The 16,853-nt window shown below is 71.6% G+C and carries 16 protein-coding genes; 13 read left to right on the forward strand and 3 right to left on the reverse strand.

Features of this window, described 5'->3' with window-relative positions; all coding sequences use genetic code 11:
* The first annotated feature begins 2 nt into the window (after nt 1-2).
* The 3 genes from N7925_RS09320 to N7925_RS09330 are packed head-to-tail and all read left to right on the forward strand — an operon-like array spanning nt 3 to nt 3,639.
* Nucleotides 3-1,502, forward strand: a complete 1,500-nt coding sequence (locus N7925_RS09320) for an NDP-hexose 2,3-dehydratase family protein (protein WP_265599211.1) — start codon at nt 3-5, stop codon at nt 1,500-1,502.
* A 7-nt stretch (nt 1,503-1,509) separates the two neighbouring features.
* On the forward strand, nt 1,510-2,874 hold the full coding sequence (locus N7925_RS09325; RefSeq protein WP_274343598.1) for an activator-dependent family glycosyltransferase: 1,365 nt from the start codon (nt 1,510-1,512) through the stop codon (nt 2,872-2,874).
* Between the two features lie 9 nt (nt 2,875-2,883).
* On the forward strand, nt 2,884-3,639 hold the full coding sequence (locus tag N7925_RS09330; protein ID WP_265599213.1) for an SDR family NAD(P)-dependent oxidoreductase: 756 nt from the start codon (nt 2,884-2,886) through the stop codon (nt 3,637-3,639).
* A gap of 109 nt (nt 3,640-3,748) precedes the next feature.
* On the opposite strand, the gene N7925_RS09335 is transcribed toward N7925_RS09330, so the two are convergent.
* Both N7925_RS09335 and N7925_RS09340 read right to left on the reverse strand, forming a co-directional pair.
* Nucleotides 3,749-4,690 carry an aromatase/cyclase gene (locus N7925_RS09335; RefSeq protein ID WP_265599214.1) on the reverse strand — a complete coding sequence of 314 codons (942 nt, stop codon included), beginning with the start codon at nt 4,688-4,690 and terminating at the stop codon, nt 3,749-3,751.
* Between the two features lie 30 nt (nt 4,691-4,720).
* Nucleotides 4,721-5,506: an SDR family NAD(P)-dependent oxidoreductase gene (locus N7925_RS09340; protein ID WP_265599215.1), complete on the reverse strand. Its 786-nt coding sequence runs from the start codon at nt 5,504-5,506 to the stop codon at nt 4,721-4,723.
* A gap of 183 nt (nt 5,507-5,689) precedes the next feature.
* On the opposite strand from N7925_RS09340, the gene N7925_RS09345 reads away from it, so the two are divergent.
* The 5 genes from N7925_RS09345 to N7925_RS09365 all read left to right on the forward strand — a co-directional run bounded on the left by N7925_RS09345 (nt 5,690) and on the right by N7925_RS09365 (nt 10,703).
* The gene (locus N7925_RS09345) at nt 5,690-6,076 is read left to right on the forward strand and encodes an antibiotic biosynthesis monooxygenase family protein (protein WP_265599216.1); all 387 of its coding nucleotides are present in this window, start codon (nt 5,690-5,692) and stop codon (nt 6,074-6,076) included.
* Complete coding sequence (locus N7925_RS09350) at nt 6,073-7,341, forward strand: beta-ketoacyl-[acyl-carrier-protein] synthase family protein (RefSeq protein ID WP_265599217.1); 1,269 nt, start codon at nt 6,073-6,075, stop codon at nt 7,339-7,341. Before N7925_RS09345 ends, N7925_RS09350 begins: the two co-directional genes overlap by 4 nt.
* Before the next feature lie 71 nt (nt 7,342-7,412).
* Nucleotides 7,413-8,627: a ketosynthase chain-length factor gene (locus N7925_RS09355; RefSeq protein WP_274346427.1), complete on the forward strand. Its 1,215-nt coding sequence runs from the start codon at nt 7,413-7,415 to the stop codon at nt 8,625-8,627.
* A complete protein-coding gene (locus N7925_RS09360; protein WP_265599218.1) occupies nt 8,624-9,679 on the forward strand; it encodes a ketoacyl-ACP synthase III family protein in 1,056 nt (351 codons plus the stop codon). The genes N7925_RS09355 and N7925_RS09360 overlap by 4 nt, the downstream gene beginning before the upstream one ends.
* A gap of 34 nt (nt 9,680-9,713) precedes the next feature.
* Nucleotides 9,714-10,703: an acyltransferase domain-containing protein gene (locus tag N7925_RS09365; protein ID WP_331618197.1), complete on the forward strand. Its 990-nt coding sequence runs from the start codon at nt 9,714-9,716 to the stop codon at nt 10,701-10,703.
* Here N7925_RS09365 and N7925_RS09370 read toward each other — a convergent pair.
* Complete coding sequence (locus N7925_RS09370) at nt 10,681-11,541, reverse strand: class I SAM-dependent methyltransferase (protein ID WP_274343600.1); 861 nt, start codon at nt 11,539-11,541, stop codon at nt 10,681-10,683. The two genes, N7925_RS09365 and N7925_RS09370, sit on opposite strands and share 23 nt — an antisense overlap.
* A 181-nt stretch (nt 11,542-11,722) precedes the next feature.
* Between N7925_RS09370 and N7925_RS09375 the strand changes: the two genes are divergently transcribed.
* The 5 genes from N7925_RS09375 to N7925_RS09395 are packed head-to-tail and all read left to right on the forward strand — an operon-like array spanning nt 11,723 to nt 16,843.
* The gene (locus N7925_RS09375; protein ID WP_274343601.1) at nt 11,723-12,160 is read left to right on the forward strand and encodes an ester cyclase; all 438 of its coding nucleotides are present in this window, start codon (nt 11,723-11,725) and stop codon (nt 12,158-12,160) included.
* A gap of 52 nt (nt 12,161-12,212) precedes the next feature.
* Entirely contained in the window at nt 12,213-13,283 is a 1,071-nt protein-coding gene (locus N7925_RS09380) for a methyltransferase (protein WP_265599222.1), read from the forward strand.
* Nucleotides 13,284-13,310: 27 nt separating this feature from the next.
* Complete coding sequence (locus tag N7925_RS09385) at nt 13,311-14,207, forward strand: alpha/beta fold hydrolase (protein WP_274343602.1); 897 nt, start codon at nt 13,311-13,313, stop codon at nt 14,205-14,207.
* A 14-nt stretch (nt 14,208-14,221) separates the two neighbouring features.
* Nucleotides 14,222-15,535: a cytochrome P450 family protein gene (locus N7925_RS09390; protein ID WP_274343603.1), complete on the forward strand. Its 1,314-nt coding sequence runs from the start codon at nt 14,222-14,224 to the stop codon at nt 15,533-15,535.
* 27 nt (nt 15,536-15,562) lie between these two features.
* Nucleotides 15,563-16,843 (forward strand): activator-dependent family glycosyltransferase, encoded by a 1,281-nt coding sequence (locus N7925_RS09395; RefSeq protein ID WP_265599225.1) that lies wholly within the window; start codon nt 15,563-15,565, stop codon nt 16,841-16,843.
* Nucleotides 16,844-16,853: the final 10 nt, after the last annotated feature.

Here is a 16,853-nt window from a genome sequence, read left to right on the forward strand (position 1 = left end):
CGGTGGGCGCGCTTCCGGCCTCGACCATACGCCTGCACAGCGGCGCACCGCTGACCGAGCAGATCGCCCGTTCGGCACGCGCCCGCGACGGCCTCGACGGCATGGCCCCTTTCTGGTCCTGGTACGCCGACCGCTCCGAGCGGGTGGTCCACCGCACCGAGCGCATCCCGCTCGATGCCCTCGAAGGGTGGGAGCGCGACCCCGCCACGGGGACCATCGCCCACCGCACGGGAGGGTTCTTCACCGTCGAGGGCCTGGCCGTCCACATCCCCGGTGCGCCTGTCCCCCGCTGGCACCAGCCGATCGTCAACCAGCCCGAGGTCGGCATCCTCGGCTTTCTTACGAAGGAGTTCCACGGCACCCTGCACTGTCTCGTACAGGCCAAGTTCGAGCCCGGCAATCCGGGCGGTCTCCAGCTCTCCCCGACCGTCCAGGCCACCCGGAGCAACTACACGCGGTTGCACGGCGGCAAGGCCGTCCCGTACCTGGAGCACTTCCGCGACGTCACGGGCCGGCGAGTGGTCGCCGATGTGCTCCAGTCCGAGCAGGGGTCCTGGTTCTACCGCAAGCGCAACCGCAACATGATCGTTCAGGTGGACGGCGACGTTCCGCCCCACCAGGACTTCCACTGGCTGACCATCGGCCAGCTCCATCAGCTGCTCGGCGTGGAGAACCTGGTCAACATGGACGCCCGGACGGTCCTGGCCTGCATGCCGTTCGCGAGCCAGGGGCCGCATCCGCTCGCCGACGTGGAACCGGCCGGGGCCGACGCCGCGTTCCACCGGTCCGTCGTGCGCTCGTGCGCGGCCTCGGAGGGCAGCCTGCACAGCACCGTGGACATCGTCAGCTGGATCGCGGACCTGCGCAGCCGCACCGAGGTTCACACCCGTCCGGCGGCCCTCAACGCACTGCCGCTCTGGCTCGAACGTGATGGCGTGATCGCCCACGAGAGCAAACACTTCCTGGAGGTGATGGGCGTCGACGTGACGGCCGCCTCCCGGGAGGTCTCCGGGTGGTGTCAGCCCATGATCGAGCCCACCGACCAGGGGGTCACCGCCTTCCTCACCAGGAAGCTCGACGGCGTCCTGCACATCCTGGCCCACGCCAGGGTGGAGCCGGGCTACGTCGACATCGTGGAGATCGCGCCCACCGTGCAGTGCACCCCCGCCAGCCTGGAAACGCTCCCCCCGGAGGCCAGACCCCGCTTCCTCGACGCCGTCCTGGAAGCGCCGCCGGAACGGGTGCGTTACGCGACGGCACTCTCGGAGGAGGGCGGGCGCTTCTACCGGGCGGTGAACACGTACATGATCGTCGAGGCCGACCAGGACATACCGGACGGCGGCGACTACCGCTGGATGACGCTCCACCAGTTCACCGACCTGCTGCGGCACTCCCACTACGTCAACATCCAGGCCCGCACACTGATCGCCTGTCTGCACAGCCTGTCGCTGGGGGCGCCCTCCACCCGCTCGGCCGCGCCATCGGCCCCCTCCCGGAAGTGAGTCACCTGTGCGAGTCCTGTTCACGACGATGGCCGCGCGCTCCCATGTCTACGCCCAGGTCCCGCTCGCATCGGCCCTGCGCAGCGCGGGACACGAGGTGCTCGTGGCCAGCCAGCCCGACGTGCTCGACGACATCGTCCGGGCGGGCCTGCCCGCCGCTCGGATCGGCGCCACCCTGAACATCGAGGAAGAGACCCGGGACGCCAACGCCAGTTTCGAGGACGACCGCAACCTCGGCGGTCTCGCCATGAGCAACTCCCGCTACGACCCCTACCCGTGGGACCACGCGCTCGGCATGTTCACCGCGATGACGGCCATGGTCTTCCAGAACGTATGCCCCGAGCCGATGGTCGACGACCTGGTCGGCCTCGCCCGCGACTGGCGGCCGGACCTGGTCATCTGGGACCCACTCACCCTGGCCGGACCGGTGGCTGCCCGGCTCACCGGGGCGGCGCACGCCCGGCTGCTGTTCGGCCCCGACCAGATGGGCAGGAACCGGACGGCCTTCAGCGCCATGCTGAACCGGCGACTCCCCGAACTGCGGGACGACCCGCTGGCCGAGTGGCTCACCTGGACACTGGAGCGGTGCGGGGGCGGCGCGGAGGACATGAGCGAGGAGCTCGTCCTCGGGCAGTGGACCATCGACCCCACCCCCACCTCGATGCGCATCCCCCTGGACCTGCCCTGTGTGCCGGTGCGCTACGTGCCGTACAACGGGCCCTCACTGCTGCCGGACTGGCTGCGCGAACCGCCCGGCCGGCCGAAGCGCCTGTGCCTGACGCTCGGAGTCTCCCTGGGAGAGGCGGCCGGCGCCGGGACGCTCGCGGCCCGCGACATCCTCGCGTCCGTGGACGGGCTGGACGTCGAGGTCGTCGCGACGCTCCCCGCGGAGTTGCGTGCGGAGCTCGGCACCCTGCCGCCCAACGTACGCGCCGTCGATTTCGTCCCGCTCAACGCGCTGCTGCCTTCCTGTTCGGGCATCGTCCACCACGGAGGCTCCGGAACCTTCATGACGGCCCTCGCACACGGGGTACCGCAGTTGATCGTGCCCGACATGATGTGGGACGCCATGGAGAAGGCACACGCCCTGGACCGCAGCGGGGCGGGCATGTTCGTGGATGCCGCGGACGTCTCACCGGTTCTGCTGCGCGAGCGCGTCCTGGCGCTGCTCGACGATCCCTCGTACGCGGCGGGGGCGCGCACCGTGCGAACCGAACTCATCGGGACACCGAGTCCCAACGACATCGTGCCCGTGCTGGAGCGGCTGACGGCGGAACACCGGGCGGCCGGTCCGCAGGCCGCACGCTCTCCCGACAGCGTCCGTGCGCGGCGGGCGGAGACGCTCAAGCCGACCTCGACCGGCGGATTTTAGCCTCGCTCCATGAAGAACACGCAACGATCCGTGATCGTGACCGGCGGCGGCTCCGGCATCGGGCGGGCCGTCGCCCGCGCATTCGCCGACCGGGGAGACCGCGTACTCGTCGTAGGCAGGACGCCCGGCACGCTGGCCGAGACGGTGGACGGGTACAAGGAGGCGCACGCGCTGGCCGTGGACATCACCGACCGGGCGGGCCTCACCGCCGTCGCCGACGAGGTCCGGGAGCGGTGGGGCGGCGCGGTGGACGTGCTGGTCAACAACGCCGCCACCGCCGCCTTCGGCACGCTGGGCGAGTTGACACGGGAGGCGGTCGAGGCCCAGGTCGCGACGAACCTGGTCGCCCCCGCGCTCCTTACCCAGGCCGTGCTCGGTCCGCTGGAGACCGCCGGCGGGGTGGTGGTGAACATCGGTTCGGCGGGAGCACTCGGTCTGCGTGCCTGGCCGGGGAACTCGGTGTACGGAGCCACCAAGGCAGGCCTGGACCTGTTCACCCGCTCGTGGGCGGTGGAGCTCGGGCCCCGGGGCATCCGGGTGGTGGGCGTGGCCCCGGGAGTGATCGACACGGGTACGGGGGTGCGGGCGGGAATGTCCCAGGAGGCCTACGACGGGTTCCTGGAGGCGATGGGGCAGCGCACGCCGCTCGGCCGTACGGGAGCCTCCGAGGAGATCGCCCGGTGGGTGGTACAACTCGCGGACCCGGAGGCCTCGTTCATCACCGGCACCACGGTGGCGGTGGACGGAGGGCTGTCGCTGACCTGACGCCGACTGCGCGAGGGTGCCCTCCGGTGAACGGAGGGCACCCTCGGGCAGTCGGCGGCTCCGGAGCCCGGTGCGGGGCGCCCGAGACGCCTCGCACCGGACTTTGGTCTCAGACGCGGGACTCGGCGTACTGCCCCGCCGCATCGAGCGTCAGCAGGCTGTTGCGGCCCAGGGCCTTACGGGCGTACTCGACGGCGTCCGCCTCGGTCGCCCCCTTCCCGAGCACCTTCTCGATCGCCGAGGGGACCACGGACACGGTGTGCGCCGAGGTGACCGCGACGGCGTCGCCGCTCGGACGGATCGACCAGCGTCCGAGGTGGAGCGAGAGCAGCGGCGGGGTGCGCAGCTGCTTGTAGGCGATGACGTGCCGTTCGGTGAAGCAGACGCGCACCGACTCGGTGTGGTGTACCGAGCCGTCGGCCGTACGCGTCTCCATCGACAGATGCTGGAGCCCCGGGTCCTCCTCCTCGACCGTGACCCGTGCGACATGGGACAGCCGCTCCGGCCAGAGGTCGGCGCGGTAGAGGAAGTCGTAGACGTCCTGGGCCCGGCCACGGACCAGGACGGTGTCCTCGAAGGTCGTCGGCGCGGTCCCGTCGGGGCGTTCCAGCGCGGCGCGCAGGGAGGCCAGTTCCGCCTCGCTGTTGCGGTCCACCGCCCGGTGGATCCACTCGATCGCCGCCGGATCGTCGTCCACCGCCCGGAAGTCGTGCGTCAACCGCACCCGGGAGCCGCCGGCGTCGGTCTCCTCGACGATCCACGCACCGCCCATCGCGGCGACCGGACTGGCGGAGACCTCCTGCCGGAAGCGGATATGCCGGGCCCGCTCGTCCAGCTCGCGCCGCGACGTCCATGTGCGCGGGGAGCCGTTGGCGGTGGCCCAGACGCGGATCCGCTCGGTGGAGCCCGTGCGTTCCAGCTGTTCGACGTGGACGCTCGGCGGGAACACCGCGGGCCAGCCCGGGGCATCGGCCAGGGCGGCGAACACGGCCTGGGGCGGTGCCGCGATGCGGATCTCGTGCTCGGTCTCCTGTACGGGTGACTCGGTCATCTGCCCTCCTGAAATCGGGGTCGCGGGAGATCAGTAGCTGCCGAGGCCACCGCAGACGTTGAGCGTCTGCGCGGTGATCGAAGCGGCGCTCTCGGAGGCCAGGTAGTGGACCATCGCGGCCACTTCTTCGGGGGTGGAGTACCTCCCGAGGGGAATCTTCGCCTGGAACTTCTCCAGTACGTCCTGCTCGGTGATACCCCAGAACGCGGCGTAGCGCTCCCTGACGCCCTCGGCCATGGGCGTCTCGACGTACCCGGGGCAGACGGCGTTGACGGTGATGCCGGTCTTGGCCAGCTCGAGTGCGACGGCCTTGGTGAAACCGATCAGCCCGTTCTTGGAGGCGGAGTAGGGGGCGGCGAGGGCGACGCCCTGCTTGCCGCCCGTGGAGGCGATGTTGATGATCCGCCCCCAGCCGTGCTCCGGCATGCCGCCTGTGGCCAGGACCGCGCGGACGACCCGGAAGGCCCCGTGGAGATTGGTGTCGATGACGTCCGTCCACAGCTCGTCGGTGATTTCGGCGGTGGCCCCGCCGCCACCCCGGCCCGCGCTGTTGACCACGATGTCGATCGGCCCGAAGCGGTGCCTCGCGGCGGCGACCAGCTCGTCGACCTGGGCAGTGCTCCGCACGTCGCACGGCCTGCCGTCCACCTCCAGCCCCGTTGCCTGCAGTTCCTTCACGGTCCGGGTGACGGCTTCCTCGCCGCGCGCGCACAGGAACACCCGTGCTCCGTCTCCGGCGAACTTGCGCACCACCGCGAGACCGATGCCGCTGGTGCCTCCGGTCACGAGTGCGACCCGATCGCTTACGTCGGACATGGCCCTCCCTTCGTCGGAGGGCAAATCTCACAACGTTTGCTCGAACCGCACTTGACAACCCGCCTTCCACCGGCGCGCGAGTTCCGCCGCACAGCCTCGGAATCCGAGGGACAACTCCAGAAGCGGGAAAGGCCACAGCCGCACCCCTCCCCACCCACGTACCGATGGACCTGTGGAGCAACGATGCCTCTGCCAGAACCGAACGACCCCGACTCCGGGTCGGTGACGTTCGTCAACCGATTCACGCTGGTGGGATCCGCAGCCGAGTTCGAGGCGGCTTTCGCCGAGACGGCGGAATTCCTGTGCCGGCGGCGCGGATTCCGCAGCCACAGCCTGCTGGCGCCGGCGGCGGACGACGGTGCGACCGAGGGGCCCCCGAACTACGTCAACATCGCCGTCTGGGACGACGAGGCGTGCTTCCGGGACGCCCTGGCGCATCCGGAGTTCCCCGCCCACGCGAAGGCTCTGCGGGCGTTGGCCACCAGCGAGCCGGCCCTGTACCGGGCCCGGCAGGTGCGCGTGGCTCCCCGCTCGGCGCGCACAGAGGGATCAGGGGTGCGGGAGACATGAACCGAAGGGTCGTCATCACCGGGATCGGCGTGGTGGCTCCCGGCGCCACCGGGACCAAGCCGTTCTGGGAGTTCCTGCTGTCGGGGACCACCGCCACCCGGGCCATCCGCTCGTTCGACGCCACGCCCTTCCGTTCCCGGATCGCCGCCGAGTGCGACTTTGATCCGCTGGCAGCGGGACTGTCCCGGGAGCAGATCGGATCGCTCGACCGCGTCAGCCAGTTCGCGCTGGTCGCCGGGCAGGAGGCGCTCGTCGACAGCGGGCTGCGGATCGAGGAGGAGCGCGCGCACCGGATGGGAGTGTGCGTCGGCACAGCGGTGGGCTGCACTCAGCGGCTGGAGTCCGAGTACGTCGCGCTCAGCAACGGCGGGGCGAACTGGTTCCTGGACGCCGACCGGGGGTCACCGGCCCTCTACGACTACTTCGTGCCGAGCTCCATCGCCGCCGAACTCGCCTGGTTGGCGGGGGCCGAGGGGCCTGCCGCCGTCGTCTCCGCCGGGTGCACCTCGGGGATCGACTCCATCGGGTACGCCTGCGAGCTGATCCGCGAGGGCTCGGTGGACGCCATGATCACGGGCGGTGTGGACGCCCCCGTCGCACCGATCACCGTGGCCTGCTTCGACGCCATCAGGGCCACCTCCGACCACAACGACACCCCCGAGACCGCCTCGCGCCCCTTCAGCCGCAGCCGCAACGGGTTCGTGCTGGGCGAGGGCGGCGCGATCGTGGTGCTGGAGGAGGCCGAATCCGCACGGCGGCGGGGCGCGCGGATCTACGCGGAGATCGGCGGGTACGCCTCCCGCAGCAACGCTCATCACATGACCGGGTTGCGGGCCGACGGGGCGGAGCTGGCGGCGGCGGTCACCGCGGCGCTGGACGAGGCCCGCCGTGACCCCTCCGACGTGGACTACGTCAACGCCCACGGAACCGCGACGAAACAGAACGACCTGCACGAGACCGCCGCGTTCAAGCGGGCCCTGGGGGCGCACGCGTACGGAGTGCCGATCAGCTCCATCAAGTCGATGATCGGGCACTCCCTCGGCGCGGTCGGCGCCCTGGAGGTCGCGGCGACCGCGCTGGCCATCGAGTACGGGGCCGTCCCGCCGACAGCGAATCTGCACGACCCCGACCCTGAACTGGACCTGGACTACGTACCGCTGACCGCGCGTGAACGGGACGTGCGGCACGCGTTGACCGTGGGCAGCGGATTCGGCGGCTTCCAGAGCGCGATGCTGCTGAGCAGGTACGAAGTGGCGGCGTCGTGACGGGCCCCGTGGTCCGCGACGCCCCGGCCCCCTCCCGGCCGCCCGCGCGGAGTGCTCCCCCGGGCCGGGCCGTGGTGACCGGCATCGGCGTCGTGGCCCCCAACGGCCTGGGCACGCGTGCGTACTGGGACGCCGTGCTGAAGGGCCGCAGCGGCATCGGTCCGCTCCGGAGTGCCACGGACGACGGGAGGCTCGGCGGGCTCGTCGGCGAGGTGTACGACTTCGACGCCCGGGCCCATCTGCCCAAGCCGCTGCTGGTCCAGACCGACCGGATGACCCAGTACGCGCTGGCCGCCGCCGACTGGGCGCTCGCCGAGGCCCGCTGCACCCCCTCATCGGCGCTGGCGGCGGGCGTGATCACCGCCAGCGCCTCCGGCGGGTTCGACTTCGGCCAGCGGGAGCTGCAACACCTCTGGGGCCAGGGACCGGCCCATGTCAGCGCCTACATGTCGTTCGCCTGGTTCTACGCCGTCAACACCGGGCAGATCGCCATCCGCAACGACCTGCGCGGCCCCGTCGGCGTGCTGGTGGCCGAGCAGGCAGGCGGCCTGGACGCCCTCGGGCACGCCCGGCGCAAGGTCAGGGGCGGCGCGGAACTGATCGTGACGGGGGCCGTCGACTCGTCGCTGTGCCCGTACGGAATGGCGGCCCAGCTGGCGTCGGGACGGCTGAGCGGGGCGGACGCCCCTGCCACCGCGTATCTGCCCTTCGACCGGCGGGCGGCCGGGCACGTGCCGGGTGAGGGAGGGGCGATCCTCACCCTCGAAGATGCCGGGCGGGCCGCCTCCCGGGGCGCACCGTCTTACGGGGAGATCGCCGGATACGGCGCGAGTTTCGACCCGCCCCCCGGTTCCGGCCGGCCCTCGTCGCTCGTCCGCGCCATCGAAGCGGCGCTCGCCGACGCGGGGCTGGACGCCGACGACGTGGCCGTGGTGTTCGCCGACGGCGCGGCCGTTCCCGGGCTGGACGCCGCGGAGGCGGAAGCCCTGGCGGCGGTCTTCGGGCCGCGCGGGGTGCCGGTGACCGTGCCCAAGACCCTCACCGGCCGGCTGTACTCGGGGGCCGGGCCGCTGGACGTGGCGACCGCCCTGCTGTCGCTGCGTGACTCGGTGGTGCCGGCGACCGCCCTCGTGGAGGTGGACCCGGAGCTGCCACTGGACCTCGTGACGGGACGGCCCCGGCCGCTGCCCGAGGCGAGCGGCGCGCGCGCCGGCCGGGCCGCGCTGGTGGTCGCCCGCGGCTACGGCGGGTTCAACAGCGCGCTGGTGGTCAGGGGGGTGCGATGAGTGCGGAGTCCCAGGACCTCTACGTAGCGGGCTGCGGCACCTGGCTCCCGCCGGCCATGACCACCGAACAGGCCCTGGCCGGCGGGTACTGCGAGCGGGCACTCGCCACCTCGACCGCGATGCTGGCGGTGGCGGTGGCGGACAAGGAGGGCCCGGCCCAGATGGCGGCCCTGGCCGCCGGCGTCGCCCTGGACCGGTCGGGCGTCGGTCCGGCCCGCATCGCCCTGGTGCTCCACTCCGGCCTGTACTTCCAGGGCCACCCGCTGTGGGCTCCCGCGTCCTACGTCCAGCGGGTGGCGGTCGGCAACCGCTGCCCGGCCGTGGAGGTGGGGCAGGTCTCCAACGGCGGTATGGCCGCCCTGGAACTGGCCAGGGGCTACCTGCTGGCCTCCCCGGACCGGGATGCCGCGCTGATCACCACCGGTGACCGCATGCACCTGCCGGGATTCGATCGCTGGCGCAGCGACCCGGGGACGGTGTACGCCGACGGCGGTACGGCCCTGGTGCTGTCCCGGCGCGAGGGCTTCGCCAGGCTGCGCAGCCTGGTGACGGTCTCCGAACCGCAGTTGGAGGGGATGCACAGGGGCGGCCACCCGTTCGGCCCGCCGTCCGTGGAGGAGGAGCCGGGCACCGTGGACCTGGGCGCGCACAAGCGGGCGTACGTGGCCGAGGCCGGCTCCGCGTTCAGCGTCGCCCGGGTCTCGGCGGGCCAGGAGGCGGCGCTCACCGGCGCGCTGGAGGCGGCTGGGGTGACACTGGCCGACATCGACAGGGTGGTGCTGCCGCACATGGGCAGACGGCGGCTGAACGCGGCCTTCTTCTCCAAGTGGGATATCGAACCGGAGCACACCACGTGGGAGTTCGGGCGGCGCACCGGCCATCTCGGGGGTGGTGACCCGATCGCCGGTTTCGATCACCTGGTCGCCTCCGGCGACATCGCACCCGGCGAACTGTGCCTGCTCGTGAGCGTCGGGGCCGGCTTCAGCTGGTCGTGCGCCGTCGTGGAACTGTTGGAGTACCCGTCGTGGGCGGCCTCGTCGGCCGCCCGGTGAGGAGCCCGTCATGGACGCGTCCGCGATTCTCCTGATGTTTCCGGGACAGGGTTCGCAGCATCCGCGCATGGCAGCCGGACTGTACGGGCATGAGCCCGCCTTCACCTCGGCCTTGGACGAGGTGTTCGACGCGTACGACGCGGAGGCGCGCGGGGAGGGCGGGCGGCTGCGTACCGACTGGCTGGCCGAGCACCCCGAGGTCCCGTTGCCGCACGTCACCCGCTCCCAGCCGCTGCTGTTCGCGGTGGACTACGCCCTGGGCAGGATGGTGATGGCGCGGGGGCTGCGGCCCTCGGCCCTCCTGGGACACAGCATCGGTGAGATGGCGGCCGCCGCGCTGGCCGGGGTGTTCACCCCCGGGGAGGCGGCGGGTCTCGTACTGGACCGGGTGCGGCGGCTCGCCGCTGCCCCGCCGGGCGGCATGCTGGCGGTCGCGGCGGAGGCCTCGGCGCTGGAGCCGTACGTACGGGACGGCGTCGTGGTCGCCGCGCTCAACTCGCCCCGGCAGACCATTCTGGCGGGACCCGACAAGTCGCTGGCCGAGGTCGCCGGGGCGCTCCACGAGGCGGGCCTGACGTGCCGGCGGATTCCCTCGCTCACCGCGTTCCACAGCCCGGCGCTGGCCCCGTACGCGACGGGGGCGGCCGAGCGGTTCGCCGCCACGCCCGTGTCGGCGCCCCGCATCCCCGTCCACTCCGGTTACCGCGCGGGGCTGCTCACCGGACGCCTGGCCGCCGACGCGTCGTACTGGGCCGGTCATCCAGTGGAGCCGGTCAGGTTCTGGCCCGCGCTGGACTCCGTTCTCACCTCGCGCTCGGGTGTGGTCTGCGTGGAGGCGGGCCCGGGGCAGGGGCTGAGCGCCCTGGCCCGGCGGCATCCGACGGTGCGTCGCGGAGAGAACGCCGTGGTGGCGCTCCTGCCGCCCGGGGAGGGCCCGGCCGCGGCGGACCGGGAGTCCGTCGCGGCCGCGCTGGCCTCCGTGCGCGACCGGGAAGCCGTACTCAACGGGCGACCCGGGCGGTGACGAAGCGGACGGGGACGTCGATGGCGAGCGCCCCGGTGTCGTCACTCAGCTCGTCGAGCCCCTCGAGAAGGCGCGAGCGCAGTTCCGCCCGCTGGGCCGGGGGCAGGTTCTGCCACAGCAGTCGCATGCCCTGGGTGTGGGACCAGTCCACCCACGCTTCGCTCGACACGGCGGTCATCCGCACCGGTTCGTCCACGACGGCCACCGAGTCGTATCCGCAGCCCTCCAGCGTGCGCACGAGGTCCTCGGGCCTTTCCAGCCAGCTGTTGAACCGCTGGACCAGCGCCTCGGGCCGCCACTGCTCGGGGAGGTGTTCCAGCAGCGACCGTGGAATGAGCGGAGTGAATTCCGGCGGCAGGAAAGGAAAGATTCCCGCGCGGAAAACCGGGCTGGTGAAGGCGATCCTGCCGCCACTGTCCAGAATCCCAGCATATCGCGTCAGCGCATCGGTCGCGTGCGGCAGAAAGATGACGCTGTAGCTTCCCGTGACGAGGTCGAATGAACGCGCCGGAAGGTCGGGCATCTCGGCGTCCATCACCTGTAGTACGGCATTACGCAGTTTGCGCTCCACCGCCTCCTTCCGGGCCTCCTCGATCATTCCGGGAGCAATATCGATTCCGACGACTCTCCCTTCGGGCCCCACCCTCTCCGCAGCCGGGAAAAGGCATGCTCCGCGGCCGCATCCGATGTCGAGCACCCGTTCACCGGGGGCCGGCGCCGCGATGTCGACCAGTCGCCGGCCCATGGGCGTGAAGAATTCCACCCCCAGCCGGTCGTAGGTCGAAGAAGACTGATCGAAGGCGCGCGCAACCTGATCCTTGTAGGACGAATCCCGCAACGTCGACTCCTGCCTCTGCAAAGTGATTCCGCTTCCTGGTTTCCAGTATTCGACTCACGCTTGAGGAGCGGTGGAGTTCCCTTCGAGACACCCATCAGGTTCTTGCATGTCACGGCCGCCGGAAACAAGAATTACCCCAGCGGTCACCACAGGCGCCGCCTTCTCTACGGAGGGACATTTGATGAGCCCACAGATCGATCTCGTCCGGCGTATGGTCGAGGCGTACAACACCGGAAAGACTGACGCCGCGGCGGAGTTCATCCATCCCGAATATCTGAACCCGGGAGCGCTGGAGCACAACCCGGACATGCGCGGTCCGGAGGCGTTCGCCACCGCGGTCACCTGGCTGAAGTACGCCTTCTCCGAGGAGGCGCACCTCGAAGAGATCTCGTACGAGGAGAACGGCTCCTGGGTGCGGGCGAAGCTGGCCCTCTACGGCCGGCACGTCGGCAACCTCGTCGGCATGCCTCCCACCGGGCGCCGGTTCTCCGGCGAGCAGATCCACCTCCTACGCATCGTCGACGGCAGGATCCGCGACCACCGCGACTGGCCCGACTACCTCGGTACGTACCGCCAGCTCGGCGAGCCCTGGCCCGCTGACGAAGGCTGGCGTTCCTGACACCCGCGCGTTCCCCCTCCCGCCGACCTCACGACAGGAGCACGGACACCTCATGACAGCCGAACCGACGCACGATGGCCGACCGCAGCAGATCGACGCACTCAGGACCCTGATACGCCTCGGGAGCCTGCACACACCCATGGTCGTCAGGGTGGCGGCCACCTTGCGGCTGGTCGACCACATTCTGGACGGCGCCCGTTCCATCGAAGCCCTGGCGGCCAGGACCGACACCCGGCCCGGACCGCTCCTGCGGCTGATCCGCCATCTCGTGGCGATCGGGCTGCTGGAGGAGTCCGCACCCGGGGAGTTCGTCCCGACCGAGACCGGGGGGCTGCTCGCGGACGACCACCCGGCCTCGCAGCGGGCCTGGCACGACCTCACCCAGACGGTGGCGCACGCCGACATGTCGTTCACCCGTCTCCTCGACGCGGTGCGGACCGGCCGCCCCACCTACGAATCGATCTACGGCACGACGTTCTACGAGGACCTCGCCCAACGTCCGCAGCTGCGGGAGTCCTTCGACTCGCTCCTCGCCTGCGACCAGGACGTCGCGTTCGACGCCCCGGCGGCGGCGTACGACTGGACGGGCGTCCGGCACGTCCTGGACGTGGGCGGCGGAAAGGGCGGCTTCGCCGCCGCCGTAGCGCGCCGGGCTCCGCACGTATCAGCCACGGTGCTGGAGATGGCGGGCACCGTGGACGCCGCCCGCACCTACCTCAAGGGCGAGGGTCTCACCGACCGGGTCGATGCCGTCGAGGGTGACTTCTTCGACCCGCTGCCCCGCAAGGCGGACGCGATCATCCTCTCCTTCGTGCTGCTCAACTGGCCCGACGAGGACGCCGTTCGGATTCTGAGCCGCTGCGCCGACGCTCTGGAGCCCGGCGGGCGGATCCTCGTCCACGAGCGCGACGACACCCATGAGAACTCCTTCAACGAGCAGTTCACCGAGCTGGACCTGCGGATGCTGGTCTTCCTCGGCGGCGCCCTGCGCACTCGGGAGAAGTGGGAGGGGCTGGCCGCGTCGGCGGGCCTGGTCGTGGAGAGCGTGCGCCAACTACCGTCGCCGACCATTCCGTTCGACCTCTCGCTCCTCGTTCTGGCCCCCGCGCCCGACCTCTCCTGAACACCGTACGAAGGGAAGGGCTCGACGATGACGGCACGCACGATCTCGCACGGAGAGACAACTCTGTGGAGCGAAGGGCTCGGAAACCCGGCCGACTCTCCGATGCTCCTGATCGCCGGGGGCAACCTCACCGCCGTGTCCTGGCCCGACGAGTTCGTCGAACGGCTCGTGGCGGCGGGGCACTTCGTGATCCGGTACGACCACCGGGACACCGGCCGCTCCTCGCAGGGCGTCTTCGCCCGCCGACCGTACGGCTTCGACGAACTGGCCGCCGACGCGCTGGCCGTCCTGGACGGCTGGCAGATCGAGGCCGCCCATGTGGTGGGGATGTCCCTGGGCCACACCATCGGCCAGCTTCTCGCCCTGGACGCACCCGAGCGTCTGCTGACCCTCACCGTCATGCTCGGGGGCGCGCTGGACGTCGACTTCGACGCCGCCATCGAGGCGGCGGTCGCCGGAGCCCCCTCGGCCGACGGGCTGCCGCTGCCCACAGCGCGGTTCCTGGAGATGGTGGCTCTGGTGCAGCAGCCGGCCGAGACGGACGAGGCCCGGCTGGAACTCCGGGTGGAGAAGTGGCGCCTGCTGAACGGGGAGGGGGTGCCCTTCGACGCGGACGAGTTCCGACGCCGTGAGCTCCAGGCGGCAGCACACGCGGGAACCTTCGAGGAGCCGATCGTGCACCACATGATTCCGCAGCCGCCCGTCGCGCGTGGAGCGGAACTGGCCCGCGTCACCACACCGGTGCTCGCGATCCAGGCCATGCGCGACCCGGCTGCTCCCTCGCCGCACGCCCAGCACCTCGCCGATCTGATCCCGGGCGCCCGGGTCGTGGAGGTGGAGAACATGGGCCACGCCCTGCCCCTCGCCGTCCACGAGCCGCTGGCCGAGGCCATCTGCGCGCACACCCGGATCGCGACGACATGACGAGGAGCACCACGATGTCCACGCCCCCTCCTTCCGCACCGGCGGCCGACCCGACCGACAGCGAGCTGGGCCGTCACCTGCTGACCCTGCGCGGCCTGCACTTCGTCTTCGGCGCGCTCGGCGACCCCTATGCCGAACGGCTGCGCGGCGAGGAGGACCATCTCCTTCTCGGTGAACGCATCCGGGCCCGGGGCGCCCTCCACCGCAGCTCGCTGGGTACCTGGGTGACCGCGGACGCCGATCTCGCCGCCCGCCTGCTGGAGGCCCCCCTGCTCTCCGGCGTGCACGCCGGGCCGGCGGCCCCCGGCAGCCATGTGCACGAGAACGTGTGGGAGACGTGGCGCACCTGTCACACGACTCCGCTGGGCGAGGACTTCCCGTCCCGGCGCCCCGCCGACTGCGACCGCCTCGCGGACCTGCTCCGCCCGGTGCTCGGTCCGCGCACATGCGGGGCCTGGCGGCCGGACGCCGAGCGCGCGGTCCACCGGGTGCTGGACGACCTGCCGTCCCACTTCGACCTGGTACGGGATCTGGCCCGGCCGGTGGCCATCGGATCCCTGACCGCGATTCTGGGTCTTCCGGACTCCGCCCGTGCCGAACTGCTGGACTTGATGCCCGCGTTCGGCCCGGCACTCGACTCCCCCCTGTGCCCGCCCCGTCTCCCCGCGGCCCGCGCGCTGACGGACGCGATCGGACGCGTACGGGGGCTGATGGAGGCGGCCGTGGCGGCCCGCTCCCGTACTCCGGCCGGCGACGCGCTGAGCGCGCTGCTGGCCGTGCGTTCCGACGGGGGCCCCGGGGACGTGGCCACCGCCGGCGTGCTGAGCGCCGTGGTGGGCGCCGAGATCACGGCCACCACCGTGGCCAATTCCGTCCTGGCGCTCCTGGACCACCGTGACCAGTGGTCGATGGTGTGCGCCGATCCGAGCAGGGCGGCGGACGCGGTCGAGGAGACCCTGCGCTGGGCGCCGCCCCTGACATTGCGCAGCCTTGTCACCCAGGGCCGGCTGGAGATCGGCGGCGAGGTACTGGAGGCGGACGAGCACGTGGTGGTGGTGGTGGACGCGGCCCAGCGGGATCCGAAGCGGTACAAGGACCCGGACAGCTTCCGCATCGACCGGCCCCGCGATCCCGGGTTCTCGCACCTGGCCCTCACCGACCGGGAGCACGCGCGGCTGGTCGCGCCGCTCGTCCGTGTGCAGTGCACGGCCGCCGTACGGGCACTGGCCGAGCGGCTGCCGGCGCTGCGGACGAAGGGGGACACGGTGAGGCGCGGACGCTCCCCCGTGGTCCGCGCCCCACTCTCCCAGTCCCTGGCGAAGGACTAGACCGGTGACCTCGGAAAGGCAGCCCCGATGAAGGTACTGCTGACGGCGTTCGCCATGGACGCGCACTTCAACGGAGTGGTGCCGCTGGCGTGGGCGCTGCGGACGGCGGGACACGACGTCCGGGTGGCGAGCCAGCCCTCCCTCACGGAGAGCATCACCCGGGCGGGTCTCACCGCGGTGCCGGTGGGCACGGACCACCAGGTCGAGTCCGCGATGGGGGCGATGGCGCCCGGAGTGTTCGCCCTGCACAGCAATCCCGACTACCTGGAGAACCGGCCCGAGCTGCTCGGCCTGGACTTCCTGGAAGCGTCGACCTCGATGCTGACCGCGGCGTTCTACGCCCAGATCAACAACGACTCCATGATCGACGAGTTGGTGGACTTCGCCCGCTGGTGGCGTCCCGACCTGGTGGTCTGGGAGCCCTTCACCTTCGCCGGCGCGGTGGCGGCACAGGTCGTGGGAGCCGCGCACGCCCGTCTGCTCTGGGGCCCGGACCTCTTTCTGCGGGTGCACGACCGCTTCCGGCAGGCGCTGGAGGACGTACCGGCCGAGCTCCGGGACGACTCCCTGAAGGAATGGCTGACGTGGACGCTGGAGCGGCACGGATCGGCCTTCCGTACCGAGGTGGTGAGCGGGCACTGGACGATCGACCAGATGCCGCCGAGCGTCCGGCTCCCCACGACCCGGCCGACCGTACCCATGCGCTTCGTCCCGTACAACGGCCCGGTCCCCGCTGTGGTGCCCTCGTGGCTGCGGCGGGCCCCGCAGCGGCAGAGGGTACTGCTCACCCAGGGCATCACGGAGCGCTCGACCGGTTTCGCGGGCTTGCCCGGGGCAGCTGAACTGCTGGCGGCGATCGCGGAGCTGGACGTCGAGGTGGTCGCCACGGTAAAGGCGGAGGAGCAACCCGATCTGCCGCCGCTGCCCGCGAATGTCCGGGTCGTGGACAGCTTGTCCCTGCATGTCGTGCTGCCGACGTGCACGGCCGTCGTGCACCATGGCGGGGCCGGCACCTGGGCGACGGCCGCGCTGTACGGCGTACCACAACTCGCCCTGGCCTGGCAGTGGGACGATGTCCACCGCGCGGGGCAGTTGGAGAAGCTGGGCGCGGGCGTCTTCCTCTCGCCCCGTGCCGAGGGCGCCTCCGCAGGACGCGTCAGGGACCGGCTGGGGCAGGTGCTGTCCGAGCCGTCCTTCCGGCAGGGAGCGGGGCGGATCCGCACGGAGATGCTGCGCACCCCCTCGCCCAACGCGGTGGTGCCGAGGCTGGAACGTCTGACCGCTCGCCACCGCACCGCGGCGGGCTGATCCGCCCGGA

The organism is Streptomyces sp. CA-278952, assembly GCF_028747205.1.
Classification (GTDB): domain Bacteria; phylum Actinomycetota; class Actinomycetes; order Streptomycetales; family Streptomycetaceae; genus Streptomyces.